Consider the following 23465-nt stretch of genomic DNA (forward strand, 5'->3'; position numbering starts at 1 on the left):
CACCGATATTTTGCCCAAACCATGGCAAAACAAGTGCGCCGCCGCACCACGACGACACGGTCGCGGACAAGGCGCACGGGGAGGAGAATGTGGGTCCGGCCGAAATCCATGCCGGCGAAAGCCTGATCCGGAGGCGCTATGCGCGCATCGGCTTCGCGGTGCTGGCCGCCACGCTGGTCTGCGGCGCGGCGCTGGCCTGGCTCGGCTATGCTTTCGGCAGCGCCCAGGCCCGGCGCGCGGTCGAGGCGTCCGCCAGCGAGGCGCTGGCCCTACAATCCGAGACCCTGTCGGGCGTGCTCGAAAAATACCGCCTCCTGCCGCCGCTGCTGGCGCGACGCGACGACATCATCGCCCTGTTCGCTCCGCCGCATGACGGCGAGGCGCGTGCGGCGGCCCGCCACGTCGCCTTCGAGATCGCCGGCTATTCCGGCGCCAAGGATGTCGCCTTCGCCGATGCGACCGGGCGCATCTTCGCCTCCGCGCGCGGCATATTCGACAATTCGCGCCTCAACGAAAACGCCCTGCTCGACGCCGCGCGACAGGGCCGTCTCGGCCGCGAGACCCGGTCGGACGACAATGAACGCGCCTACGTGTTCGCCGCGTCCGTCCGGCGCGGCGGCGCGCTGGTCGGGGTGATCGCGGTCTATGTGCGCATCGACCGGATCGAGCAGACCTGGTCGCTTTCGGCCAACCCGATCGCCGTGGCCGATGCCGGCGGCCTGGTCTTCATCTCCAACCGCACGCAATGGAACCAGCGCCGCCTGTTCGGCCCGGCGGGCGGCGACGCGGTTCTGAGCGGCGATCCCGACGGAGACGGCGTGGTCGCCGAAACCGGCGAACCCGGCCTCGGCTATATTTCCGCCCGGCGTGACCTGCCCTTGATGGGCTGGACCCTGCATGTTCTGGCCGACCGCGCGCCGGTGGTGGCCGCCGGACGCACGGCCAGCCTCGTCGTCGTGCTGGCGGCCCTGCTCGCCGGCAGCCTCTCCTTCTTCCTCGTCAAGCGCCGCGAGGCCTTTGCGCTGCGCCAGGCGCGCGCGGAGGCCGAAGCGCACCGGCTCGAACATCTGGTCCAGGAGCGCACCGCCGACCTGACCCAGGCCAACGCGGCCCTTGCCCACGAGGTCAGGGAACGCACCGAGGCCGAGGCGCAATTGCGCAAGACCCAGAACGAGCTCATCCAGGCCGCCAAGCTGGCCGCGCTCGGGCAGATGTCGGCCACGCTCAGCCACGAATACAACCAGCCGCTGGCCGCCATCCGCACCTATGCCGACAATGCGACCGCGCTTCTGCAGCGCGGCCGCGCCGAGTCCGTCCGCGAGGCGCTGACCCGCATTTCCGGTCTCGTCGACCGCATGTCGGAACTGTCGCGCACGCTGTTGTCGTTTGCCCGCAAGCCGGGCACCGAAATCGGCGATGTCGCGCTTGCCCCGGTGCTGGAGGAGGCGCTGATGCTCGTCGGACCGAGGGCGCGCAATGCCGGCATCGAGATCCGGCGCGAGGCGATCGTGCCCGACCTCGCGGTGCGCGGCGGCAAGCTGCGCCTCACCCAGGTGGTGGTCAACCTGCTCAACAACGCGCTCGACGCGCTCTGCGGCATCGGCTCGCAGGGCCGGCCGGACGCGCCCCTGGTCACGATCGGCGCGCGCCGCCTCGGCGAGCGCGTCGCGCTGACCGTGGAAGACAACGGTCCCGGCATTCCCGACGCGCTGCGCGAGCAGGTGTTCGAACCGTTCTTCTCCACCAAGGGCGTCGGCGAAGGCGTCGGCATCGGCCTGTCGATCGTCTACAATATCGTGCGCGAATTCGGCGGCGCGGTGCACGTCTCCGCCGTCCCGGGCGGCGGCGCGCGCTTCACCGTTCTGCTGTCGGCCGCCGCCGCCCCCCCGCAGACGCTCGCCAAAGCCTCATGAGCGACGCCCGCGTCCTGCTTGTCGACGACGACGACGATCTGCGCCCCGCCCTCGTCCAGGGTTTCGAAATCGAGGACCTCGCCGTCACCGCCTACCGCAGCGCGGAGGAGGCGCTGCCCGACATCGGCCGCGAGCTCTATGGCTGTATCGTCACCGACATCCGCATGGCCGGCATGGGCGGCATGGAACTCATGCGCCGCTGCCTGGAGATCGACCCGGCGCTGCCGGTCGTGCTGATCACCGGCCATGGCGAGGTTGCGCTCGCCGTCCAGGCGATGCGCGACGGCGCCTACGATTTCATCGAAAAACCCTTCCCTGTCCACCGCCTGACATCGGTGGTGCGCCGGGCCATCGAAAAACGCCGCCTGGTGCTGGAAAACCGGGTCCTGCGCGAAACGCTCGACGCCTCCGGCGATCTGGAATCGCGCCTGGTCGGTCGCAACCCGGCCATGCGGCGCCTGCGCGAGGAGATCGCGGCTCTGGCCGGCACCGACGCCGACGTGCTCATTCTGGGCGAAACCGGCTCCGGCAAGGAAGTCGTGGCGCGGGCCCTGCACGATTTCGGCGATCGCGCGCGCGCCAATTTCGTCGCCATCAATTGCGGCGCGCTGCCGAAGGAGATTTTCGAAAGCGAACTGTTCGGCCACGAGGCCGGCGCCTTCACCGGCGCCCAGGAAATGCGCATCGGCAAGCTGGAGCACGCCGACGGCGGCACCGTCTTCCTCGACGAGATCGAATCGATGCCGCTCGAGCTGCAGGTCAAGCTGCTGCGCGCCATCGAACACCGCACCGTCGAACGTCTCGGCTCCAACCGCTCGATCCCGCTCGACGTGCGCTTCGTCGCCGCCAGCAAGGCCGACCTCAAGGCCGAGAGCGAGGCGCGCCGCTTCCGCGCCGACCTGTTTTACCGGCTGAACGTGGCGACGCTGAAGATCGCGCCCTTGCGCGAGCGCGGCGACGACATTCCGCTGCTGTTCACCCATCTGGCGCGCGAGGCGCGCGCCCGCTACCGCCGCGACATGCCCGAAATGAACCCGGCGCTGGAAGCCGAGCTCACCGCCCATGACTGGCCAGGCAATGTGCGCGAACTGCGCAATGTCGCCGATCGCTGGGTGCTCGGGCTGTGGCGCGGCTTTTCGCCGGATGCGCCCGTCGCGGCCGGGGGCGCCAGCACGCTTGCAGACAGGCTCGCCGCCTTCGAGCGCTCGGTCATCGAGGCCGAATTGAAACGCCACGGCGGACGCCAGAAAGAGACCTACGAAGCGCTCGGCATCTCGCGCAAGGGCCTTTACGACAAGATGAAAAAGCTCGGACTTGGTGGGCACGACGATGGGTAGATATCCACCCACGGCGCTGGCGCGATGTGTGATCGACGTAACATCGCCACTTCAAGCGGATCGGGCGGTCGCGGGCGCACAGACGCCCAGCCGCCTGATTTGAAAGCATTTCTTAAGAAAAGCCTACGGCGCCTCGAAACTGGCACCGCTCTTGCTAGCAAGACGACGAGCGGCGCGTCCGCCGCCACGGCGCGGACCGCTGCCGCGCTCCCCGGGGAGCGCAAGCGCGGCGGAAGCCGTGGATGTGAAAGCACAACCGGGCCTGGGCCCACCAAGTGGAGGACGATCATGAAAAAGCTTCTCGGCGCCGTATCGGCGCTCGCCATGGCGCTGTTTGCCGGACAGGCCGTCGCGTCCGAAGGCTGCGACGATGGCGAGATGGTCATCAAGTTCAGCCATGTCGTGGCCGCGACCGGCCACCCCAAGGGCGACGCCGCCACGCTGCTTGCCGAGCGCGTCAACAAGGAGATGGACGGCAAGGCCTGCATGGAGGTGTTCGCCAACTCGACCCTGTTCGACGACGACAAGGTGATGGAGGCGCTGCTTCTCGGCGACGTCCAGCTCGCCGCCCCGTCGCTGTCCAAGTTCGAGGCCTACACGCTGAAATACCGGCTGTTCGACCTGCCCTTCATCTTCGCCGACCTGAAAGCCGTCGGCGCCTTCACCGGCAGCGAGGCCGGCAAGAACCTTCTCAAGGTGATGGAGGACCAGGGTTATACCGGGCTCGGCTACTGGATGTCGGGCATGAAATATTTCTCCGCCAAGAAGCCGCTCCTGGTGCCGACCGATGCCAACGGGCTGAAATTCCGCGTCCAGACCTCCGACGTCGCCGTGGCGATGATCGAGGCGATGGGCGCCTCGGCCCAGAAACTGGCCTTCAAGGAAGTCTACGGCGCGCTGCAGACGGGCGTTGTCGACGGCCAGGAAAACTCCTGGTGCAACATCTACAAGCAGAAATTCTTCGAGGTTCAGGACGGCATCTCGGAGACCAACCACCAGGCGCTGGCCTATCTGCTAGTCACCTCGACCGAGTGGCTGAACGGCCTCGACGCCGACGTCCGCGACCAGTTTCTGGCGATCGCCGAGGACGTCACCAACGCCGCCAATGACGAGGTCGGCAAGAAGGAAGCCGACTGCCGCCAGGGCATCCTCGACGCCAACGGCGAAATCCGCACCCTGACGCCCGAGCAGCGGACCGAATGGGTCAAGACCATGAAGCCGGTCTGGGACAAGTTCGAGGGCGATATCGGCAAGGACCTGATCGACGCCGCCGCGGGCGCCGGCTCCTGATCGTAAAAGACGCGGACACGGCCGAGGCGACCCGGCCGTGTCCTTCTCCTGCCGCGCCTTAAAGCGCGGCCGGTCCAAAGCGGGGGAACCATCCAATGGCTTTGTTGTGGCCGATCCTCGGCCTGATCGCGCTCGTTGTGATCCTCTTCGCGGCCGAGCGGCGCTGGCCCGAGGCGATCACCCGGCTTGAAGAAAACTTCATCGCCGCGCTGATGGCGATCATCACCCTGGTGTCGTTCTTCCAGGTCGTCGCGCGCTACGGTTTCAACACCGGCTGGAGCGGCGCGCTGGAACTGACGCGTATCCTGTTTGCCTGGCTGATCCTGTTCGGCATGAGCTACGGCATCAAGCAGCACATGCATCTGGGCGTCGACGCCTTCATCCGCTTCCTGCCCAAGCCCGCCTTCCGCGTCGTGGCCGTGTTCGGCGCGTTTTGCGCCTTCCTCTACGCCTTCATGCTCTTGCATGCCGGCTGGCTCGCCTGGTTCGGGGTCGACGTCAGCACCAATTGGCGCCAGACCGGCGCCATCGGCTACTGGAAATTCATGTTCGACCGCGGCACCGGCCTCGACGATCTGCGCTGGCCGGAGCTGATCCAGTCGCTGTTCGGCACCCAGGAGCGGGTGCAGCGCTGGATCGCCTATCTGATGCTGCCGATCGGCCTTTCGCTGCTCGCCTTCCGGTCTCTGGAAGCCATGATCGCCATCCTGCGCGGCGAGCGGGAACTGGTGATCGCCGGCCACGAGGCCGAGGAGCTCGTCTCCGAACACAAAGACATCCTGAAGGACTGAGCACCATGGAAGCCGCCATTCTGTTCGTTCTCGTCCTGGGTCTGTTGTTTCTCGGCGTGCCGGTCGCCGTGTCGCTCGGCCTGTCGTCGATCATCATCATCGCCTTCTTCTCCGCCGATTCGATGTCCTCGGTGGCGCTGCAGCTTTTCACCGCCTCGCAGAACTACACGCTGCTCGCCATCCCCTTCTTCATCCTCGCCTCCGCCTTCATGTCGACCGGCGGCGTGGCCAGGCGCATCATCCGTTTCGCGATCGCCACGGTCGGCCATTTCCGCGGCGGCCTGGCGATGGCGAGCGTCATGGCCTGCATGCTGTTTGCCGCGCTGTCCGGCTCCTCGCCGGCGACCGTGGTCGCCATCGGCACGATCGCCATCGCCGGCATGCGCCAGGTCGGCTACAGCAAGGACTTCGCCGCCGGCATCATCGCCAATGCCGGCACGCTCGGCATCCTGATCCCGCCCTCGATCGTCATGGTGGTCTATTCCGCCGCCACCGACGTGTCGGTCGGGCGCATGTTTCTGGCCGGCGTCGTGCCCGGCCTCGTCGCCGGGCTGATGCTGATGGCGGCGATCTACGTGCTGGCGCGCATCCGCAACCTGCCGGCCGAGGAGTGGAAGGGGTTCGGCGAAATTCTGGCCGGCGGCAAGGAGGCAGGCTGGGGCCTGTTCCTGATCATCATCATTCTGGGCGGCATCTATGGCGGCGTCTTCACGCCCACCGAGGCCGCCGCGGTCGCGGCCGTCTACGCCTTCTTCGTCGCGCTGTTCGTCTATCGCGACATGGGCCCGCTCAAGGGCGTGCGCTGGATCCAGGACACCGACAGCAAGCGCGCCCGCGTCGGCTTTTCGGCCCTCGTCTACGCCCTCGCCTTCTTTTTCGTGTTCATGATCCTGTCCTTCTTCGCCACCGCCGAATGGGAAGGCGTGACCGCGGGCGGCCGCGCGCTCATCGGCCTGGTGCTGTCGCTCGCCATCATGGTCGCCTACGCGGTGTGGCGCGACCGCGAATCCAACCCCTTCAACATTCCCGGCTACATCGTCGCCGGCCTGCCGATCTGGGGCCGCAATGTCGCGCTGATGGGCCGCAACTTCTTCCGCATGTTCTTCAACGAGGACACGCGCAAGGTCATGACCGACGCGTCGAAGACGACGATCATGCTGATGTTCATCATCGTCAACGCGCTGCTTTTCGCCCATGTCCTGACCTCGGAGCGCATCCCCGACGCCATCACCGACCTGATGATCGGCTACGGCTTCAACTGGTTCACCTTCCTGATCGCGGTCAACCTTTTGCTGTTGCTCGGCGGCCAGTTCATGGAACCCTCCGGCTTGCTCCTGATCGTGGCGCCGGTGGTGTTTCCGATCGCCATGGAACTCGGCGTCGACCCGGTCCATCTCGGCATCATCATGGTGGTCAACATGGAGATCGGCATGATCACCCCGCCGATCGGCCTCAACCTGTTCGTCACCTCCGGCATCACAGGCATGAGCCTGATCCAGGTGGTGCGCGCCGCCGCCCCCTTCGTGGCGGTGCTGTTCGCCTTCCTGATCCTGGTCACCTATGTGCCGGTCTTGTCGACCTGGCTGCCCTACAGCCTGATGGGCCCGGAGATCGTGACGCGCTGAGCCGGCGACGGCGCGCCGGCGTTTTGACGGCCGGCTCGAACCGTTCTGCTTTCCGCGGAATCGCAGACCGGCTCCAACCTATTGTTTTGACGCGTTTCCGAACGGCGAACCGGCTTCCACTTCGCCTGGAAACGCTTTAGTTGAGGATCGCGATCGACAGGTTGAGGAGGGCGGCGAAGCCGACCCAGGCCGCATAAGGCACAAACAGGGCGGCGGCCAGGCGGTCGGCGCGCCAGCGATTGACCGCGAAGCCGACGACCAGCAGCGCCATGGCGACGATCACGACGAATGCCGGCCAGACCAGGTGCAGCGCGAAGAAGACCGGCGACCAGAGCCAGTTCAGCGCCATCTGCCCGTACCAAAGTTTCATGGCGGTGCCGTCATGGTCGGCGAGGAAGGTCCGCCAGCCGGCAATGGCGATCAGCACGTAGAGCGTGAACCAGACCGGGCCGAAGATCCAGTTCGGCGGGCTGAAGGGCGGTTTTTGCAGGCCCGCATACCAGGCGCCCGGCACCGTCGCAGAACCGATCAGAGTGCCGACGCCGATGACGACGGCCAGAAACGCCGCCAGCAGCAAGAGTGATCCGGGGCGGCGATACTCGTCATTCGAACTCAAGGACATGTTCCTTCAAACGCGACAGGCCGCTTTTGGTTTCACGCCGAAAGGCGCCTGCGGCACGCGCGCCGGCGCGCCGCCTGTCAGACCACGGACCGTGCCGCCAGCCGCAGCGCGCCCGCCGTCATCGCCAGATAGGTCATATGATGCAGGAACTGGTCGAAGCCGTGCATGGCCCAGAAGGCGGCCGTATCGGGGCCCTTGCAGCTTTTCATGCCGTGGCGGGCCTTGGCGTGGTCGATCAGAAAATGCACGGCGAACTCCGCCGCCATGAAGGCCGCCAAAAGCGGCAGTCCAAGCCCGGCCAGGAGCAGCGCCGGCACCGAGCCGAGCGCGTGCACGCCGGCGTGACAATAGCCGCCCGGCTGGTCGAAATGCCCCTTGGCGCGGATGACCCAGCGTGGCTGCAGCAGATAATCGGCAATGAAATGCTTGGCCTGCAGGCACGCAAGCACGCCGAACGCCAGCATCAATTCGTCGGCCAAATAAAGCCTCCCCAGGGGCGCGACCGGACAATCCGGCGGTTGCCGGCATCGGTCACACCCTTACACACACTAGAACATGACGACGGCGCAAGGAAACAGCAGCGTCGCCGCAAGCCGCGGCCGGCTTGCGTGCCCAGTCTCGTCATGAAAGCCGGCCTTGCAAGGGGGGCGTGCAACGATCTCGCTGCAACACTGTCGCAGGCCCCGCGTCGGCGGCGCCGCGGCATTGCGATCACGGCAAAAACATCCGCGCCAGGCGCAAAATCGCCGCCGCCCCGCGGAAACGTGCCGCCCGAACCGGCAGGCGGCCGGCACACGCGGCCGCCGGCGCGGGCCCGTCAACCGCGGGCATGTCTGTCCGCACCGGCGGCCGCCGTCGCGCCGTCCAGGCCCTCGAAAGCGCCGGGCCCGGCATCCGGCAAGAGCGCCAGCACGCGCTCGTAGGGCCGGCAGAGCGCGGTGCCCTTGGGGCTTTCCACGATCGGCCGGTTGATCAGAACCGGGTGCGCGACCATGGCATCGATCAGCGCGTCGTCGCTCCAGGCGCCCTCGCCCAGGCCGAGCTCGTGATAGGGCGCGGCCTTGTCGCGCAGGACGGCGCGCGGCGCCACGCCCATCGCCGCGATCAGCGCGACCAGTTTCTCGCGCGTCGGCGGCGTCTTGAGATACTCGACCACGACCGGCTGGACGCCCGCCTCGCGGATGGCGGCGAGTGTCTTGCGCGACGTGCCGCAGGCCGGGTTGTGGTAGATGGTGATCGTCATGCGTGTCTCGTCGTTCTATTTGCTATCGGGCCCCGGCGGAAACCAGTGCCGGGTGCGGTTGGCGAAGGCCACCAGCGACAGCATCACCGGAACCTCGACCAACACGCCGACCACCGTGGCAAGCGCCGCTCCCGAATTCAAGCCGAACAGGCTGATGGCGACGGCCACGGCCAGCTCGAAGAAATTGGACGTGCCGATCAGCGCGCAGGGCGCCGCGACGTTGAACGGTATTTTCCACGCCTTCGCCGCCGCATAGGCGAGAAAGAAAATGCCGTAGGACTGGATCAGCAGCGGCACGGCGATCAGCACGATCAGTATCGGCCGGGCGACGATCACATGGCCCTGGAAACCGAACAGCAGCACCACCGTGACCAGAAGGCCGATCACCGAGACCGGTTTCAGCGACGCCGTGAAACGGGAAACGGCCTCCTGCGCGGCCCTGCCTTCGGCGCGCCGGGTGAGCCAATGGCGCGTCAGCGCGCCGGCGACAAGCGGGATCACCACATAGAGCCCGGTCGCCAGAAGCAGCGTCTCCCAGGGCACGGCGATGTCGGTGACGCCGAGCAGCAGCGCGACGATCGGCGCGAAGGCGAAGATCATCACCACGTCGTTGAGCGACACCTGCACCAGCGTATAGGTGGCGTCGCCGCGCGTGAGCTGGCTCCACACGAACACCATCGCCGTGCATGGCGCAGCCCCCAGGAGGATCAGCCCGGCGATATATTGCTGCGCATCGGCCGGCTCGATCCAGGGCGCGAACACGTGCTCGAAGAACAACACGCCGAGCGCGGCCATGGTGAAGGGCTTGACCAGCCAGTTGACCGCCAGCGTCAGCACCAAGCCCTTCGGCCGGTCGCCGATCTGGCCGAGGCTGGAAAAGTCGACATTGACCATCATCGGAAACACCATCGCCCAGATCAGCACGGCGACGACGAGGTTGACGGAAGCGTATTCCAGACCGGCGAGCAGGCCGAACGGGCCGGGCACCAGATTGCCGAGCGCGATGCCGGCGACGATGCACAGCGCCACCCACACCGACAGATATTTTTCGAAAAAGCCGATGCCGCCGGCAGAAGCCGCGGCGCGGTTGAAAACCTGGTCTGTCATGCGCTTGTCCTGCGGGGTTCGGTCGAGGGTCATCCGGCCTCGGCGACATCGCCACCGATGGCGTCGAGCCGCTTTTGCAGCGTCAGTCGGTCGATCGAGGCGAGCGGCAGGCTGGTGAAGACGGCGATGCGGTTCGACAACATGCGGTAGGCGTCGGCGAAGGCGAGGTTTTTCTCCGCCTCCGTGCCCTCGGCCGCGGCCGGGTCGGGCACGCCCCAATGCGCCGACATCGGCTGGCCGGGCCAGATCGGACAGCTTTCGGCCGCCGCGCTGTCGCAGACCGTGAAGACGAAATCCAAGGTCGGCGCGTCGGGTCCGGAAAACTCCTCCCAGCTTTTGGAGCGCGCGAAGCCGGTATCGTGGTTCATCGCCTCAAGCAGTCGCAGCGTGGCCGGATGGACCGCGCCTTTCGGCTGCGAGCCGGCCGAAAACGCCCTGAAGCGCCCGTTCCCGACCCGATTGAGGATCGCCTCGGCAAGGATCGAACGGGCCGAGTTGCCCGTGCACAGAAAAAGGACGTTGTAGATCCGTTCGCTCATGACACCCCTGTCCACGCATCGTGTTCGGTTGCTTCGTGTTCGTCCCGCCGCAAGCAGGTCGCCGCCGCGATCGCCGGCCGGCACAGGTCCGGCGCGCCGTTGCAGCAATCCTCCATCAGGAAGGCGAGCAGGTCGCGAAACCCGGTCATGTCGGCGGCGTAGCACACGCTGCGGCCCTCGCGCCGCGCCGCGATCAGCCCGGCCCGGTCGAGCACCTTCAAATGCGCCGACATGGTGTTTTGCACCGTCGACAGGCGCGCCGCGATCTCGCCGGCCGCAAGCCCGTCGGGCCCGGCGCGCACCAGAAGGCGAAACACCTCCAGCCGGGTCTCCTGGCCGAGCGCGGCCAGCGCGTCCAGAGCGGCTATCTTATCCATAATTCCAGAAATCCGGATATTTCGACTTGCGGTCGTCTAACCCGCGCGGTCGCGGCGCGCAAGCGAAAAATCAGGGGTCGGCATGCGATCGTCCGGCTTGGGCGCGGTCACCGCATCGCGCCCGCCCGGACAAACCGGCGATGGCGCCGGCGCGCGGGCCGCGCGATGCGACCCGCGCGGCCGGGGCCGGCTTCACAGATTGTACTGCTCGCGCGCGTAGCCGCCCAGACCGACGGCGTCGAGCCGGGCGAGCGGGGCGAGCAAGGTGACCTGGATGACGCCGGGCGCGCGGCCGATCTCGATCGCGCCGTTGATCGTCGCCCGGTTGCGCACCTCGGCAACGCTCAGGCCGAGCAGCGTCGCCGCCCGCTGCAGCCCGTTGTCGATCGCCGCGTTCATGTCGGCCGCCGTGCCGATCACCGAGACCGGCGCCAGCTCCTCGACCGTATCCATGCCCCACCCCTTGGCCAGCCGCAGCGCGCGGGCGCGCTCGTCGGCGCTGAACGGGCGCGCCAGCGGCGGCAGGTCCTCCAGCAGCGGAAACAGCACCGGCCCGTCGATCGGATACTCCTTCACCACCTCGACCTGCAGCGTCACGCTGCCGGCGACGTCCATCGTGTGGCCGGCGATCTCGCCGTCGCCCTGGGCGGCGTGCATGTCGCCCATATAGACGCCGGCCCCCTTCACCTTGACCGGCGCGATCAGGATCGCGCCCGGCCGCACGGCATCGATATCCATATGGCCGTCGGTCTTGTGGGCCGCCAGTTGCTCGGCGGTGATCGCGTAGTCGTGCGGCGCGCCGACCAGGAAGGCGCCGAAATCGCCGGCATTGTGCGAATCCGGCAGAGCGTGCGACGGCGTGGTGCCGAGCTGGCCGAGGAAGGGGCGCATGCGCACCATCACGCCGGCCATGTCCGACGGCGCGAAGGCGAGGATCGGATGCTGCACCGAGCGGTCGGGCAGCGCGGCGTAGTGATGGGCGTTGCGCGCGATCGTCTCGGCCGCCGCCTTCGGCACCGTAACGCCGACCTGGCGCGTCTCGTCGAACACCACCGTGTAACCGTGCACGATCTCGAACGGTTTGACCGCGTTGCCGCAGCGGTCGCACTTGACCGCGTCCTGGCCGATCCCCTCGAGATGGGTTTCCGGCCACAGCGCGTCGCAGGTCGGGCAGCGCGCGGCGACATAGGGATCGCCGAGGCAGAACCCCTCCGGCGAGGAATCGTGGCCCGACGCGGTGGCGAGCGCGGTCACGGTGATGTCGCGAATGCGGATCGCGATGCCGTCGCCGGGCTCGGCCCCGTCGACATGGACCGGCTGCGTCACCTCGTGGCCGCCGCGCAGGCGCGGCGTGATCATCGGCCCCCAGCAGCCAGGCGCGGTGTTGGCGATGATGGTGCCGCCGTTCTCGACCGGGCCGAGCATCGGCGCGTCCGGGTCGAGCACGCTGTTGGTAAATCCCTGCACGACGACGCTGCGCCGCGGCGCGGTGGAAATTTCGGCTGGTTTGTTCATGGTCGGGATGGCTCCTCTCATGCGCGTGGATGACCGCTTCGGCGGGACTTCTGGTGCGTTCCGGCGTCCCGCCCTGCGTGACGACAGGCTAGGCGCACCGCCGGCATCTGACCAGAGCGCAGTCCCGCCTGTCCGATGGGCCATGGCCGTCGCGACGTCGTCGGCAAGCGGCAGACTGCGAAGGATCGACGCAAAATTGCCCGACGCAGGCGAAACGCCGGCGGCACGGGACAACCCCGGGCGCGCGCGACGCCAACTGCCGTGAAATCGGGAAAATGGTGGGCCCGGAGGGACTCGAACCCCCAACCAAGCGGTTATGAGCCGCCGGCTCTAACCATTGAGCTACAGGCCCCACCGGCTGCGTGACTTAGTGGCTTTTTGACGCCTGCACAAGCAGGCGCCGCAATCCACCCACATTCGCCCCCTAGCGCTTGCGGCGGGAGACAAACTCGGAGTGAACTGAATGATCCGCACCGTCCTGCCGCTGGCCGCCGCCCTGTCGCTTTGCGCCGTGCCCGCAATCGCCGCCGACCAGCCCTCGCCGCGCATCCAGGTGTCCGGCGAGGGCGAGGCGACGCTGAAGCCCGATCTCGCGGTCCTGACCCTGTCGGTGATGCGCGAGGCCGACAGCGCGCGCGAGGCGATGAGCGCCGCCAACCAGGCGATGGAGGCCGTAATCGCGGCCATGAAGGAGGCCGGCATCGCCGCCCGCGACCTGCAGACCGCCGGCCTGCAGATCAACCCGCGCTACGAGGCCAAAAAACACGCCGACGGCAGCCAGACCTCCGAGATCGCCGCCTATCAGGTCGCCAACACGCTGAGCGTGCGCGTGCGCGACATCGCCGCCGTCGGCGCCGTTCTCGACCAGGCCGTCACGCTCGGCGTCAACCAGGGCGGCGGCATCCTGTTCGGCAACGAGGACCCCTCCTCCGCCCTGACGCAGGCGCGCACGGCCGCCGTCAAGGACGCGATCGCCAAGGCCGGAACCCTGGCCGCGGCCGCCGGCGTGGAACTCGGCCAGATCATCGAGATTTCCGAACAGGCCTATACCCCGCGCCCGATGCCCTATATGGCGCGCGCCGAGATGGCCTCCGGGGCGGCGCCGGTCGAAGCCGGCGAAAACAGCTATCGCGTCCAGGTCAACGTCACCTTCGGCATCGGCCCGCAAGATTAGGCCCGCCGGATCGCATGCAAAAGGCCCGCGAAACCGGTTCGCGGGCCTTTTTGGTTCCCATCTCAGTGCATCGCGGCGTCAGCGCATCGCGACGATCGGGCAACGCGGCGCCCGGGCAAAGGTGACCGCGACGCGCTGGCCGAACTTGCGGCCGCGCACCTTGATGACGCGATGATTGGCGCGCACGACATGCGCCCGGCGCACGCCCATGCCGCGTGCCTTGCGCACGGCACGCTGGGTGGTGCAGGCCGGCCGGCGGAAATCGCGGCCGCCGCGCCAGTGGCGCCCACCGCGCCAGTGGCGGCCGCCATCGCCGAAGCGCATCGACACATGGCCGCCGGAACCGCCAATGCCGATCGAAATGCCGTCGGCCAGCGCGCTGGTGGAGGTCGCGCCGATGGCGCCGAAGCCGATCAGGGATGCAAGAGCGGCGGTTTTGAGGAAGGTGAACATGGGATGTCTCCTGTGAGCGGGGTTCGGATGTCTGCTCGCCGAAGCGATGCCCGGATACTGGCCGCCCCTGCCTGAACCGGACGAGAACCGTCCGTTCATGCCGCGTTCATGGCACCCCACCGGCCGGCAAAACGCAGAAGATCGCGCGGGGCCGCACCGACTGCCCGCCCCGAACGCGCCGGGGTCGGCACGCCGGGCCTGCGTGACGCGGTGGCCGACGAGGGGATGCGATGCGGCGTTCGCCCGCCGGAAGGCGGGCCCGTCATCGCCAAAAATCGCCAAAGGCAACGGGCGTTTGCAGGCGAGAGGAACGCCGGTTCGCGATGGTGTGAAAAGCGGAACGGCGTTAGAGCCGGCGCATCCAGTATGCCATCGGCTTCGGGGTTTCGGCCGCCGCGCCGATCTCGCGCCAGGAAAATTCCGTCACCAGGCCGTCGATCGGCCGGTAGCCGCGCTTGCGCCAAAAGCCGTCGAGCGGTTGATAGTCGGGCGGGCGGCGCGGATGGTCTTCCGGCCGCACGACGGCGGAAAACACGCAGGCCCCGAACCCGAACCCGCGCGCCGCCGCCTCGCGTTCGGCAAAGAAACGCACGCCCGCCCCCTGCCCGCGATAGGGTTTCAAGAGCACGGATTCGCCGAAATAGTAAAACGTGGCGACATCGAGCCCGCGCTCGGCGAAAGGCTGCGCGAAGGCGTCGAAATGCTGGGCGAGCGGGGCGGCGGTCGCCGCGCCCACCAGCCTGTCGCCGTCGAACGCGCCGATCACCGCCGCCTGGTCGGTCGCAAAATAAGTCGCCAGATAGCGCCGTTCATAGGCGGCGTCGCCCTCGTAGAGATAGGGATAGTCGCGAAAAACGGCGATGCGCAGCCGGGCGAGCTCGTCGAAGCGCGCGCGCGCCTCCGCGATATCCAGCCGGCGCACGACGAGCGTCATCCCGCCGACACCTGCGCGATCCAGTCCTCGAGATTGTAATAGGTGGTCACGCGCGAGATGCGGCCGTCGTCGATGTCGAAAAAGATCCCGGCCGGTAGCGTATAGGTTTGGCCCTTGGCTTCCGGCAGCCCTTCGGCCGTCGCCAGATAGGTGCCGCGCACGGTGAACTCGGCCGCCGCCCGGCCGCCGCCCTCGGCGACCATGATGGCGATGTCCGACAAGTGCTCGCGATAATGGCGCGCCATCATGCCCAAAAACCAGCGGAATTTTTCCAGGCCGATCTCGCGCCCGCCCTGGTTGATGTCGTGCGCGACATCCTCGGCAAGCAGCGCCAGCATCGCCTCGTCGTCGGCGGCGTTGAAGGCGTCGAAATAGCGCTCGATAAGCGCCCGGCTCTGGTGTTCGCTCATGGTCTTTCCCGTCTCGGTTTGCAGTCTGTCCCGCCGGCCTGCCGCGCCGCCTTGCGTGTCGCGCGCGTCGTCACGGCTCGTGTTCCAGCATGTGATTGAAATAGGCCTCGACCTCGGCAAGCTCGTCCTCCGACGCGCTTACCCGCCCGCGCATCGACACGCCCGCCTCGTGCACGCTGTCGGCCCGGCCCGACACGAGCGGATGCCAATCGTAAAGGTCACGCCCCTCCGCGACCAGTCGATAGGCGCAGGTCTCCGGCAGCCAGGACAGCGTGCGCACATTGTCCGGCGTCAGCCGCACGCAGTCCGGCACCCGTTCCAGGCGGTTGTCGTAGTCCCGGCAGCGGCAGCGTCCGGCATCGAACAGCCGGCACGCCACGCTGGTCCAGTAGATCTCGCCCGTGTCCTCGTCCTCGAGCTTGGCCAGGCAGCATTTGCCGCAGCCGTCGCAGAGCGATTCCCACTCCGTCGCGCTCATCTGCTCCAGGGTCTTGTCTTTCCAGAACCGGCTCGTCATCGCGCCGGTTTCGCCGTTTGCGCGCGCCCCGTCAAGCGCCGCGCGCCGGCGCGCCGCGGAACCATAAGCCGCGCCGGGGGTTTTAGCCCGTGAAGGGGCATCACAAGAGGATTCAGATCCGATGAAGCTTCACGCACGCATTCTCGCCGGCACCGCGCTCGGCCTGCTGCTCGGCGCCGCGCCGGGCCACGCCGCCGGCCCCGCAGCGGTCGGCGCCAAGCCCGATCGCGAAGCCGCGCCCCTGTTGCGGCTCGTGCAGGACAAGCCCGCGGACGCGGAGCAAACCGAGGAAGAGCCCAAGCCGACAAAGGACAGCGCGGCGACCGAGGAGCCGGCCGCGATGGAGCCGGCCCCGAAACCCGAACCCGAGGCCGCGCCCGCCCCCGAGGCGGAAGCCCCCGCAGCCGAGCCCGAGGCGCAACCCGCGCCAAAGCCCGAGGCCGCCGAACCACCGGCGCCGGAGGCCGAGCCTGCGCCCAAGCCCGAACCTGCGCCCAAGGCGGAACAGCCGGCACCCGAGCCGGAAACACCGGCTGCGGCGGACGCCGCGCCGGAGCCGGAAGCGGCCGAGCAGAAGACGCCGGAGGTTGCCCCCGAGCCGGAACCCAAGCCGGAACCGCAAGCCGAGCAGAAGACGCCCGAAGCCGCCCCGGAACCCGAGCCGAAACCCGAGGCCGTCGCGCCCGAGCCCGCGCCTGTGCCAGAGCCCGTGACGGAGGAGGCCGCACCGGTACCGGAGCCGAAGCCGGACGCGGAGACCGCCGACCAGGCCCCCGACGCGGCCGCGCCGGATCCCGCTCCCGAGCCCGTGACGGAGGAGGCCGCGCCGGTTCCCGAGCCGAAACCGGACACCGAGGCCGATAAGCCGCAAGCCGAGAACGAGGCGCCCGACCAGGCGATCGGCGGGCAGACCGAAACCCCGCCGGAGGAGACCGCGCCGGTTCTCGACAGCGCCAAGCAGGCGCCGGATACCGGCGGCGCCGAACGGCCGGCCGGCGAAGCGACGGACGATCAGGCGATCGAACAGCCCGCCGACGCGGCCGGCGAGGCGGCGCCGCCGCCCGAGACCGACGCGGCTGCCCAGGATGCCGAAGCGCGACCGCGAACGCTCGAATCCGCCATCGCCGAAAAGGGCGAACGGGTCGAACGCAGCGAAGAGCGTCGCGCCCGGCGCGCGCGTCCCGAAGGCGCCGAGGTGGTCAAGGAGTTCGGCGACCGCTTCGTGATCCAGTTCAACAACCAGACCTTCGTGGAGAGTTCCGATCGCCCGCGGCTGCGCCGCGACGCGCGCGAGGTCTATTACGAGACCCTGCCGCGCGGCCGCGAACGCGAGACCATCGTGCGGCCGAACGGCTCGCAGATCGTCACCATCCGCAACCGCTACGGCGATGTGGTGCGGCGCTCGCGCATCACGCCGGACGGGCGCGAGATCGTGCTGGCCTATGTCGACGAACGCGATTACGAGCGTGTGCGCGACTGGCGCGATCCCGGCGCCGACCTGCCGCCGCTGCGGCTGACGATCCCGGCCCGCGACTATATTCTCGACGCGCGCCGGGCCGAGGGGCCGGAAATCTATTACGAGTTCCTCGACAAGCCCCCGGTTGAAAAGGTCCGCCGGCTCTATTCGATCGACGAGGTCAAGCGTTCCGCCCGCATTCGCGACACGGTGCGCCGCGTCGACCTGGACACGATCACCTTCGCGTTCGGCTCCGCCTCGATCCCCGAAAGCGAGATCGCCAGGCTCGAAGGCGTCGCGACGGCTATCGACCGTCTGCTGGCGGACAATCCCGGCGAGACCTTCCTGATCGAGGGCCACACCGACGCGGTCGGCTCCGACCTCGCCAATCTGGCCCTGTCGGACGAACGTGCCGAAGCGGTCGCCAGCGCCCTGACCCGGGTGTTCGCCATCCCGCCGGAAAACCTCGTCACCCAGGGTTACGGCGAGCGCTACCTGAAGGTCGCCACCGAGGAGCGCGAACGCGAGAACCGGCGTGTCGCCATCCGCCGCATCACGCCGCTGGTGACGCCGGTCGCGCGGGCGAACTGACGGCGGCCCGCGCGCCTGTCGAGGCCCGGCCCGGTTTTCCGGCCGGGCCTTTCTTTGCCGCCGACGCGCCCGCACCTGCCTGATCCGGATCAATGACGGGGCCGACATCGGCATGATAAGAAGCGGGCGTGGAGGGTTTCATGCGCAAGGCCAGCGGCGCGACACCGCTCGTATCGCTCGACGCGGTGGCGCTCGATACGGAAACGACGGGCCTGGACACGACGAGCGCCCGCCTCGTGCAGATCGGCGCCGTCGCGCTTGCGGCGGGACGCGTGAGCGACGACGCGACCTTCGAGACCCTGGTCGATCCCGGTGTGCCGATCCCCGCCGAAACGACCGCCATCCACAACATCACCGACGCCATGGTCGCCGGCGCGCCCGCAGCCGACGCCGCGCTGCGGGCGTTCGACGACTTCGCCGCCGGGCGGGTGGTGATCGGCTACGCGGTCGGCTTCGACCTGGCCGTGATCGCGGCCGAGGCGGAGCGGACCGGGCTCGCCTGGGCAAGGCCGCGCACGCTGTGCGTCCGGCTCCTGGCCGCCCTCGTGGCGCCGCAGCTTCCCGATCAGTCGCTCGACATGCTCGCCGAATGGCTCGAGGTGCCGATCGCCGACCGCCATTCCGCCCTCGGCGACGCGCGCGCGGCCGGCGCGATCTTCGTCCGTCTCGTGCCGCGGCTTGCCGAACGCGGCATCAGGACGCTGGCCGAGGCCGAGCGCGCCTGCCTGGCGCTCACCGGCCAGTTGGAGCGCCACCAGCGCGCCGGCTGGGCCGCGCCGGTGTCGCGGCCCGAACGGTTTGCCGGGCCCGGCGCCCTCGGCGCGCTCGACCCCTTCGCCTATCGCCACCGGGTCTCGGCCCTGATGAGCGCGCCGCCGGTCGTCATGCGCACGGATCAGACGCTTGAGGCGGCGATCGCGCTGATGGTCGAAAACGGCATCGGCGCGCTGCTGGTCTCCGACGACGGCGTCGCCGGCGGCCCGCTCGACGACTACGCCATCCTCACCGAGCGCGACGTCATGCGCCGGATCGCCGGCGGCGGCGCGGCCGCCTTCTCCGTGCCGGTCGGCGCGATCGCCAGCCGGCCGCTGCACAGCGTGCGAACCGGCGCCTTCGCCTATCGCGCCGTCGGGCGCATGGACCGGCTCGGCATACGCCATCTGGCGGTGCGCGACGAGGACGGGCGGCTTGCCGGCATCGTTTCGGCGCGCGACCTGCTGCGCCTGCGGGCCGGCGCGGCGATCGGGCTCGACGACGCGATCGAGGCCGCCGGCGACGCGACGGCGATGGCGGCCGCCTGGTCGGGCCTGCCTGCCGTCGCCCAGGCCCTGATCGGCGAGGAGATCGACGCCCGGCTGGTCGCGGCGATCGTCAGCGAGGAACTGCGCGCGCTGACCCGCCGCGCCGCCCAGATCGCCGAGGCCGCGATGCTGGCCGAGGGCCGGGGGCCGCCGCCCTGCCCCTACGCGCTGATCGTGCTTGGTTCGGCCGGGCGCGGCGAAAGCCTGCTCGCGCCCGACCAGGACAATGCGATCGTCTTCGCGCGCGGCGCGCCCGACGGGCCCGAGGACGCCTGGTTTTCGGCACTCGGCGAAAAGATCGCCCCGCTGCTCGATACCGCCGGCGTGCCGCTGTGCAGCGGCGGCGTGATGGCCAAAAACCCGCCATGGCGCGGCTCCGAGGCGGTCTGGCGCGAACGCGTCGCCGGCTGGGTGGCGCACTCGCGGCCGCAGGATCTGCTCAACGTCGACATTTTTTTCGACATGGTGCCGGTGTACGGCGCGGCGCACCTGGCAACCGCGCTGTTCGACCACGCCTTTCGGCTGGCAAGCGCGAATATCGGCTTCGCCAAGCTTTTGGGCGAACGCCTGCTCGGCGGACCGGACCCCTTCACCCTGCTCGGCGGTTTCGCCACCGTGGCCGGACGTATCGACTTGAAGATGCACGGGCTGTTTCCGGTCGTCTCGCTGGCGCGCACGCTGGCGATCCGCCACGATCTGCGCCTGCGCGGCACGCGCGAGCGACTGGAAGGGCTGATCGCAAAGAAGATCGGCGGCGAGGCCGATCTGCGGGCGCTGATCGAGGCCCACGCGCTTGTCGTGCGGCTGATGCTCGCCCAGCAGGCACGCGATCTCCTGGCCGGCGTGGCGGTCTCGAACCGGGTCGAGATCGCCGCCCTGACCCGCCACGAGCGCGCCGCGCTGAAGACGGCGCTGAAGCGGGCCCGGCTCGCGCCGGAAATCGCGCGCACGCTGATGTTCGCCTAGGGCGGCCGCCGGCCGAGGCAGGCGGCAAGCCGGGCCGAGGCGGCTGGCGGCGCAACCGCCGTTGCCGGTCGGGCTCAAGGCGCCCATGCGGGCCTTTTGTCAGCCTGCGCGCGGCATGGGCGTCGATGCGCTCCCCCGTTCGCCTCGCCAGCCCGGTCTCACAGCCTTCCGGTCACCTTGGTGTCGGTCTGGTCGAACACCGCGTCCGGCACGAAGAAATCGGCCGCCAGCGCGCCTTTCGCGCCGGGGGCATAGGGCGAAAAATCGGTCACGCCCTCTTCGCGCAGCACCATCTCGTCGATGAAGAAATTACCGGTGCACTCGCGCGCCGGCCGGTTCAAGATCGCATAGGCCGCATCCGCCATGATTTCCGGCGTGCGGCTGATCGAGGCCACCGCCTCGCCGCCGAGCAGGTTGCGCACCGCCGCCGTGTCGATCGCCGTCAGCGGCCACAGCGAATTGACCGCGATGCCGTCCTTGGCGAATTCCGCGCTCATGCCGAGCGTGCACATCGACATGCCGTATTTCGCCATCGTGTAGGCGACGTGGTTCTTGAACCATTTCGCCTGCATGTCGAGCGGCGGCGACAGGGTCAGGATATGCGGGTTCGCGGCCTTCTTCAGATGCGGAATGCACAGTTTGGAGACCATATAGGTGCCGCGCATGTTGATCTGGTGCATCAGGTCGAACCGCTTCATGTCGGTCTCCAGCGTGCCGGTGAGCTGGATCGCGCTGGCATTGTTGATGCAGATGTCGATGCCGCCGCAGGCGCTCGCCGTCGCCTCGATGGCTTCGGCCACCTGCTCGTCGTTGCGGATGTCGCACAGGACCGGCAGCGCCTTGCCGCCGGCCGCCTCGATCTGCTGGGCCGCGGTATGGATGGTGCCGGGCAGCCTGGGATGCGGCTCGGCGGTCTTGGCCGCGATGGTCACATTGGCGCCGTCGCGCGCCGCCCTGAGCGCGATCGCCAGCCCGATGCCGCGTGACCCGCCCGAAACGAAAATGGTTTTGCCCTTGAGCGACATCGAGACCTCCTGATGATTGCGGCCGGACTGTAGCCGATGTTCGCGCACGGTAAAATCGCCCGCGCGGCCCCGCGCGCGGTTTACATTCGCGCTCCGGTCGCTAAGTTTGCAGATGTCCTTGAGGCTGGGCGCGCGGCGTCCGCCTCCCGTCCGGCCGCGCAACCGCAAGCACCGGTTCGCCGCCGCAAATCTCCTCAAGCAAGATCGAGACAAATCAATGGCCGAAGTCAAGAGCGGCGATGTCGTTCGCATTCACTATACCGGCAAGCTCACCGACGGCACGGAATTCGATTCCTCGGCCGGCCGCGAGCCGCTCGAATTCGAGGTCGGCTCGGGCCAGATCATTCCCGGCCTCGACAATCACGTCAACGGCATGAACGTCGGCGACAAGTCCAGCGTCACCATTCCAGCGGCGGAGGCCTACGGCCCGCGCGACCAGAACCAGATCCAGGCGCTGCCGCGCACCCAGATCCCCGACACGATCGAACTGGAGGTCGGCGTGCGGCTGCAGGCCAGCACGCCGGAGGGCCACCCGGTGGCGCTTACCGTGGTCGAGCTGACCGAGGACACCGTCACGGTCGACGCCAACCATCCGCTCGCCGGTCAGGACCTGGTCTTCGACATCGAGGTTGTGGAAATCGTCGGCGGCTGACGGCAGGCCGTCAGCCTTCCTCGACCGACAGGTCGAAGCGGGCGACCACCGCCGGCTGGATCAGGCCGGCATGCAGGCAAAGCAGCACCAGGTCGGCGTCGTGGCCCGCGCCGGCCGCGATCGCGGCCTCGATGCGCCTTTCGACCCCGGCCGCCGGTTCGGCGCCGTTGGCGGCCGCAAACGCCTCTGCCCCGAGCGCGCAATAGGCCACCAGCGCGGCGGCCGGCGCATAGGCGTGCGCGGGCGGTTCGTCGGCGTCGAAATGGTCTTTTAGGAGATTGGCGATGGTCAGCTTCACGCCTTCGGGCACCAGCGCCGGATGCAGGTCGAGGGTGCGCAGCGCCCCGTCGAGCTGACGCAGGTCGGCGGAGCGTCCGAACCGTCCCATGAAACCGATCGACGATCCGCGCCGCGCCATTCTTTCCTCCGCAAAGCCGGCACCCTGGTCCGGCTTTGCTTAGATGGAGGCGCACGCCCTCGAGGTCAACCGCACGCGGCGCCACGGCGATAACGCTCAGCCCGCGTCGACCTCGCCCAGATATTGCGCGGCGAACTCAGCGCTCGGCGGGATCGGCTTGATGACATCGATCATCACCCCGTTCGGATCGACGGTGATGAAATGGCGCTGGCCGAACGGCTCGTCTCGCAAGCTGCGCAGGATTGTCAGCCCCGCCGCCCGCACCCGCTCGTAAACGGCGTCCGGATCGGCAACCTCGAAATTGAGCAGCAGGTTCGACGTCGTGCCCCGTCCCTGCGGCGGCACCGTCTCGTGGTCGCCCCGAACGATGCCGAGATTGACCCGCTTGTCCTCGCGCGACTGCAGATGCACGTACCAGTCGCTCTCGAACAGCGCCTGGAAGCGGAAATGCTCGACGTAAAAGGCCGCGGTTGCGGCCACGTCGTCGCTCATCAGCACGGGATAATAGGAGGTGGTTTTCATCGGGCTTTCCTTTTCGCAGCACCACACATACAGTCTGTAGGTATTTTTGAATTAACATACAGGCTGCATGTATGCAACAGGAAACGAAACGACGCTCCAATCGCGAACGCTCGCGGACCATGCGCGCGCAGCTGATCGCGGCCGCGCGCCGGCTGTTCGTCGACAAGGGGTATGCGGAGACCGGCACGCCGGAGATCGTGGCGGCTGCCGGCGTCACGCGCGGCGCGCTTTATCACCACTTCGCCGACAAGCAGGCGCTGTTCCGGGCCGTTGTGGAGCTGGAATCCAGTCGGGTCGCGGCCGAGATCGAAACCGCGTCATCGGGCGACATGCCGGTGCGCGAGGCGCTGATCGCCGGCGGCCGGGCGTTTCTGGGCGCCATGCGCGAACCCGGACGCACCCGTCTCCTGCTGCTCGACGGCCCGGCCGTGCTCGGGCGCGCCGGGATGGATGCCATCGACGCCGAGATCGGCGCCATGCGCTCCCTGCGCGAGGGTCTGGCCGCGGCGATGGCCGCCCGCGCCCTGCGCCCCATGCCGCTCGGCGCCGTCACGCTGCTGCTGTCGTCGGCCTATGACAGGGCCGCCCTGGCCGTGGAGGCCGGCGCCGATCCCGGGGATTTCATGACGGTGCTTACCGCCTTTGTCGACGGCCTGGCCGCGCCCGATCGTGAACGCGGCCCGTGAT

Annotated in this window: 24 protein-coding genes and 1 tRNA gene; 10 read left to right on the plus strand and 15 right to left on the minus strand. The window is 68.5% G+C overall.

Translation table 11 applies throughout. The annotated features are described in order from the left end of the window. Nucleotides 1–89: 89 nt before the first annotated feature. The 5 genes from EP380_RS14300 (at nucleotide 90) to EP380_RS14320 (ending at nucleotide 6956) form a co-directional block, all read left to right on the plus strand. Nucleotides 90–1913 (plus strand): sensor histidine kinase, encoded by a 1824-nt coding sequence (locus tag EP380_RS14300; protein WP_127599070.1) that lies wholly within the window; start codon nucleotides 90–92, stop codon nucleotides 1911–1913. Next, nucleotides 1910–3250: a sigma-54-dependent transcriptional regulator gene (locus tag EP380_RS14305; RefSeq protein WP_127599071.1), complete on the plus strand. Its 1341-nt coding sequence runs from the start codon at nucleotides 1910–1912 to the stop codon at nucleotides 3248–3250. The genes EP380_RS14300 and EP380_RS14305 overlap by 4 nt, the downstream gene beginning before the upstream one ends. A gap of 288 nt (nucleotides 3251–3538) precedes the next feature. Next, on the plus strand, nucleotides 3539–4540 hold the full coding sequence (locus EP380_RS14310; protein WP_106571451.1) for a DctP family TRAP transporter solute-binding subunit: 1002 nt from the start codon (nucleotides 3539–3541) through the stop codon (nucleotides 4538–4540). A gap of 95 nt (nucleotides 4541–4635) precedes the next feature. Further along, nucleotides 4636–5331: a TRAP transporter small permease gene (locus EP380_RS14315; protein WP_106571450.1), complete on the plus strand. Its 696-nt coding sequence runs from the start codon at nucleotides 4636–4638 to the stop codon at nucleotides 5329–5331. Between the two features lie 5 nt (nucleotides 5332–5336). Continuing rightward, nucleotides 5337–6956, plus strand: a complete 1620-nt coding sequence (locus EP380_RS14320; protein WP_127599072.1) for a TRAP transporter large permease — start codon at nucleotides 5337–5339, stop codon at nucleotides 6954–6956. Nucleotides 6957–7092: 136 nt separating this feature from the next. Here the strand turns inward: EP380_RS14320 and EP380_RS14325 are convergent, their stop codons facing one another. The 8 genes from EP380_RS14325 to EP380_RS14360 form a co-directional block, all read right to left on the minus strand. Continuing rightward, on the minus strand, nucleotides 7093–7572 hold the full coding sequence (locus tag EP380_RS14325) for a TspO/MBR family protein (protein WP_338036304.1): 480 nt from the start codon (nucleotides 7570–7572) through the stop codon (nucleotides 7093–7095). An 83-nt stretch (nucleotides 7573–7655) separates the two neighbouring features. Continuing rightward, a complete protein-coding gene (locus tag EP380_RS14330) occupies nucleotides 7656–8057 on the minus strand; it encodes a DUF3307 domain-containing protein (RefSeq protein WP_238719866.1) in 402 nt (133 codons plus the stop codon). A 338-nt stretch (nucleotides 8058–8395) separates the two neighbouring features. Beyond that, on the minus strand, nucleotides 8396–8821 hold the full coding sequence (gene arsC, locus EP380_RS14335) for an arsenate reductase (glutaredoxin) (RefSeq protein WP_127599073.1): 426 nt from the start codon (nucleotides 8819–8821) through the stop codon (nucleotides 8396–8398). 15 nt (nucleotides 8822–8836) lie between these two features. Beyond that, nucleotides 8837–9928, minus strand: a complete 1092-nt coding sequence (arsB, locus tag EP380_RS14340; RefSeq protein ID WP_127599074.1) for an ACR3 family arsenite efflux transporter — start codon at nucleotides 9926–9928, stop codon at nucleotides 8837–8839. A 29-nt stretch (nucleotides 9929–9957) separates the two neighbouring features. Continuing rightward, nucleotides 9958–10467: an arsenate reductase ArsC gene (locus tag EP380_RS14345; protein ID WP_127599075.1), complete on the minus strand. Its 510-nt coding sequence runs from the start codon at nucleotides 10465–10467 to the stop codon at nucleotides 9958–9960. Continuing rightward, the gene (locus tag EP380_RS14350) at nucleotides 10464–10844 is read right to left on the minus strand and encodes an ArsR/SmtB family transcription factor (RefSeq protein WP_106571445.1); all 381 of its coding nucleotides are present in this window, start codon (nucleotides 10842–10844) and stop codon (nucleotides 10464–10466) included. Before EP380_RS14350 ends, EP380_RS14345 begins: the two co-directional genes overlap by 4 nt. 192 nt (nucleotides 10845–11036) lie before the next feature. Then, entirely contained in the window at nucleotides 11037–12359 is a 1323-nt protein-coding gene (locus EP380_RS14355) for an acetamidase/formamidase family protein (RefSeq protein ID WP_106571444.1), read from the minus strand. Nucleotides 12360–12635: 276 nt separating this feature from the next. Further along, nucleotides 12636–12711, minus strand: a tRNA-Ile gene (locus EP380_RS14360). 111 nt (nucleotides 12712–12822) lie between these two features. Between EP380_RS14360 and EP380_RS14365 the strand changes: the two genes are divergently transcribed. Then, a complete protein-coding gene (locus EP380_RS14365) occupies nucleotides 12823–13533 on the plus strand; it encodes an SIMPL domain-containing protein (RefSeq protein ID WP_106573538.1) in 711 nt (236 codons plus the stop codon). A 78-nt stretch (nucleotides 13534–13611) separates the two neighbouring features. On the opposite strand, the gene EP380_RS14370 is transcribed toward EP380_RS14365, so the two are convergent. The 4 genes from EP380_RS14370 to EP380_RS14385 form a co-directional block, all read right to left on the minus strand. After that, on the minus strand, nucleotides 13612–13986 hold the full coding sequence (locus EP380_RS14370) for a hypothetical protein (protein WP_127599076.1): 375 nt from the start codon (nucleotides 13984–13986) through the stop codon (nucleotides 13612–13614). Nucleotides 13987–14332: 346 nt separating this feature from the next. Further along, nucleotides 14333–14920 carry a GNAT family N-acetyltransferase gene (locus EP380_RS14375; protein WP_127599077.1) on the minus strand — a complete coding sequence of 196 codons (588 nt, stop codon included), beginning with the start codon at nucleotides 14918–14920 and terminating at the stop codon, nucleotides 14333–14335. Beyond that, nucleotides 14917–15330, minus strand: a complete 414-nt coding sequence (locus tag EP380_RS14380; RefSeq protein ID WP_106573541.1) for a ketosteroid isomerase-related protein — start codon at nucleotides 15328–15330, stop codon at nucleotides 14917–14919. The genes EP380_RS14375 and EP380_RS14380 overlap by 4 nt, the downstream gene beginning before the upstream one ends. Nucleotides 15331–15400: 70 nt before the next feature. Then, nucleotides 15401–15847 carry a YcgN family cysteine cluster protein gene (locus tag EP380_RS14385; protein WP_127599078.1) on the minus strand — a complete coding sequence of 149 codons (447 nt, stop codon included), beginning with the start codon at nucleotides 15845–15847 and terminating at the stop codon, nucleotides 15401–15403. Nucleotides 15848–15968: 121 nt separating this feature from the next. Between EP380_RS14385 and EP380_RS14390 the strand changes: the two genes are divergently transcribed. Together EP380_RS14390 and EP380_RS14395 are read left to right on the plus strand one after the other, a co-directional pair. Beyond that, on the plus strand, nucleotides 15969–17894 hold the full coding sequence (locus tag EP380_RS14390) for an OmpA family protein (protein ID WP_127599079.1): 1926 nt from the start codon (nucleotides 15969–15971) through the stop codon (nucleotides 17892–17894). Nucleotides 17895–18034: 140 nt separating this feature from the next. Further along, nucleotides 18035–20161 (plus strand): DUF294 nucleotidyltransferase-like domain-containing protein, encoded by a 2127-nt coding sequence (locus tag EP380_RS14395; protein ID WP_127599080.1) that lies wholly within the window; start codon nucleotides 18035–18037, stop codon nucleotides 20159–20161. A 158-nt stretch (nucleotides 20162–20319) separates the two neighbouring features. Here the strand turns inward: EP380_RS14395 and EP380_RS14400 are convergent, their stop codons facing one another. Next, complete coding sequence (locus tag EP380_RS14400) at nucleotides 20320–21186, minus strand: SDR family oxidoreductase (protein WP_106573567.1); 867 nt, start codon at nucleotides 21184–21186, stop codon at nucleotides 20320–20322. 217 nt (nucleotides 21187–21403) lie between these two features. Between EP380_RS14400 and EP380_RS14405 the strand changes: the two genes are divergently transcribed. Further along, nucleotides 21404–21838 (plus strand): FKBP-type peptidyl-prolyl cis-trans isomerase, encoded by a 435-nt coding sequence (locus tag EP380_RS14405; RefSeq protein WP_106573545.1) that lies wholly within the window; start codon nucleotides 21404–21406, stop codon nucleotides 21836–21838. Nucleotides 21839–21848: 10 nt separating this feature from the next. Here the strand turns inward: EP380_RS14405 and EP380_RS14410 are convergent, their stop codons facing one another. Beyond that, nucleotides 21849–22256, minus strand: coding sequence for a hypothetical protein (locus EP380_RS14410; RefSeq protein WP_106573546.1), 408 nt, complete (start codon nucleotides 22254–22256; stop codon nucleotides 21849–21851). Between the two features lie 96 nt (nucleotides 22257–22352). After that, entirely contained in the window at nucleotides 22353–22778 is a 426-nt protein-coding gene (locus tag EP380_RS14415; RefSeq protein WP_127599081.1) for a VOC family protein, read from the minus strand. A 71-nt stretch (nucleotides 22779–22849) separates the two neighbouring features. Here EP380_RS14415 and EP380_RS14420 point away from each other — a divergent pair, with 71 nt between their 5' ends. Continuing rightward, the gene (locus EP380_RS14420; protein WP_106573548.1) at nucleotides 22850–23464 is read left to right on the plus strand and encodes a TetR/AcrR family transcriptional regulator; all 615 of its coding nucleotides are present in this window, start codon (nucleotides 22850–22852) and stop codon (nucleotides 23462–23464) included. Nucleotide 23465: the final 1 nt, after the last annotated feature.

Origin of the sequence: Nitratireductor alexandrii (assembly GCF_004000215.1) — a bacterium.
In the GTDB taxonomy this organism is placed as follows: Bacteria; Pseudomonadota; Alphaproteobacteria; order Rhizobiales; family Rhizobiaceae; genus Mangrovimarina; species Mangrovimarina alexandrii.

Coding starts and splice junctions, on each gene's coding strand:
- EP380_RS14305 (WP_127599071.1), top strand. CDS start 1,910: ATGAGCGACGCCCGCGTCCTGCTTGTCGACGACGACGACGATCTGCGC.
- EP380_RS14310 (WP_106571451.1), top strand. CDS start 3,539: ATGAAAAAGCTTCTCGGCGCCGTATCGGCGCTCGCCATGGCGCTGTTT.
- EP380_RS14315 (WP_106571450.1), top strand. CDS start 4,636: ATGGCTTTGTTGTGGCCGATCCTCGGCCTGATCGCGCTCGTTGTGATC.
- EP380_RS14320 (WP_127599072.1), top strand. CDS start 5,337: ATGGAAGCCGCCATTCTGTTCGTTCTCGTCCTGGGTCTGTTGTTTCTC.
- arsC (WP_127599073.1), bottom strand. CDS start 8,821: ATGACGATCACCATCTACCACAACCCGGCCTGCGGCACGTCGCGCAAG.
- arsB (WP_127599074.1), bottom strand. CDS start 9,928: ATGACAGACCAGGTTTTCAACCGCGCCGCGGCTTCTGCCGGCGGCATC.
- EP380_RS14345 (WP_127599075.1), bottom strand. CDS start 10,467: ATGAGCGAACGGATCTACAACGTCCTTTTTCTGTGCACGGGCAACTCG.
- EP380_RS14350 (WP_106571445.1), bottom strand. CDS start 10,844: ATGGATAAGATAGCCGCTCTGGACGCGCTGGCCGCGCTCGGCCAGGAG.
- EP380_RS14355 (WP_106571444.1), bottom strand. CDS start 12,359: ATGAACAAACCAGCCGAAATTTCCACCGCGCCGCGGCGCAGCGTCGTC.
- EP380_RS14365 (WP_106573538.1), top strand. CDS start 12,823: ATGATCCGCACCGTCCTGCCGCTGGCCGCCGCCCTGTCGCTTTGCGCC.
- EP380_RS14370 (WP_127599076.1), bottom strand. CDS start 13,986: ATGTTCACCTTCCTCAAAACCGCCGCTCTTGCATCCCTGATCGGCTTC.
- EP380_RS14375 (WP_127599077.1), bottom strand. CDS start 14,920: ATGACGCTCGTCGTGCGCCGGCTGGATATCGCGGAGGCGCGCGCGCGC.
- EP380_RS14380 (WP_106573541.1), bottom strand. CDS start 15,330: ATGAGCGAACACCAGAGCCGGGCGCTTATCGAGCGCTATTTCGACGCC.
- EP380_RS14385 (WP_127599078.1), bottom strand. CDS start 15,847: ATGACGAGCCGGTTCTGGAAAGACAAGACCCTGGAGCAGATGAGCGCG.
- EP380_RS14390 (WP_127599079.1), top strand. CDS start 15,969: ATGAAGCTTCACGCACGCATTCTCGCCGGCACCGCGCTCGGCCTGCTG.
- EP380_RS14395 (WP_127599080.1), top strand. CDS start 18,035: ATGCGCAAGGCCAGCGGCGCGACACCGCTCGTATCGCTCGACGCGGTG.
- EP380_RS14400 (WP_106573567.1), bottom strand. CDS start 21,186: ATGTCGCTCAAGGGCAAAACCATTTTCGTTTCGGGCGGGTCACGCGGC.
- EP380_RS14405 (WP_106573545.1), top strand. CDS start 21,404: ATGGCCGAAGTCAAGAGCGGCGATGTCGTTCGCATTCACTATACCGGC.
- EP380_RS14410 (WP_106573546.1), bottom strand. CDS start 22,256: ATGGCGCGGCGCGGATCGTCGATCGGTTTCATGGGACGGTTCGGACGC.
- EP380_RS14415 (WP_127599081.1), bottom strand. CDS start 22,778: ATGAAAACCACCTCCTATTATCCCGTGCTGATGAGCGACGACGTGGCC.
- EP380_RS14420 (WP_106573548.1), top strand. CDS start 22,850: ATGCAACAGGAAACGAAACGACGCTCCAATCGCGAACGCTCGCGGACC.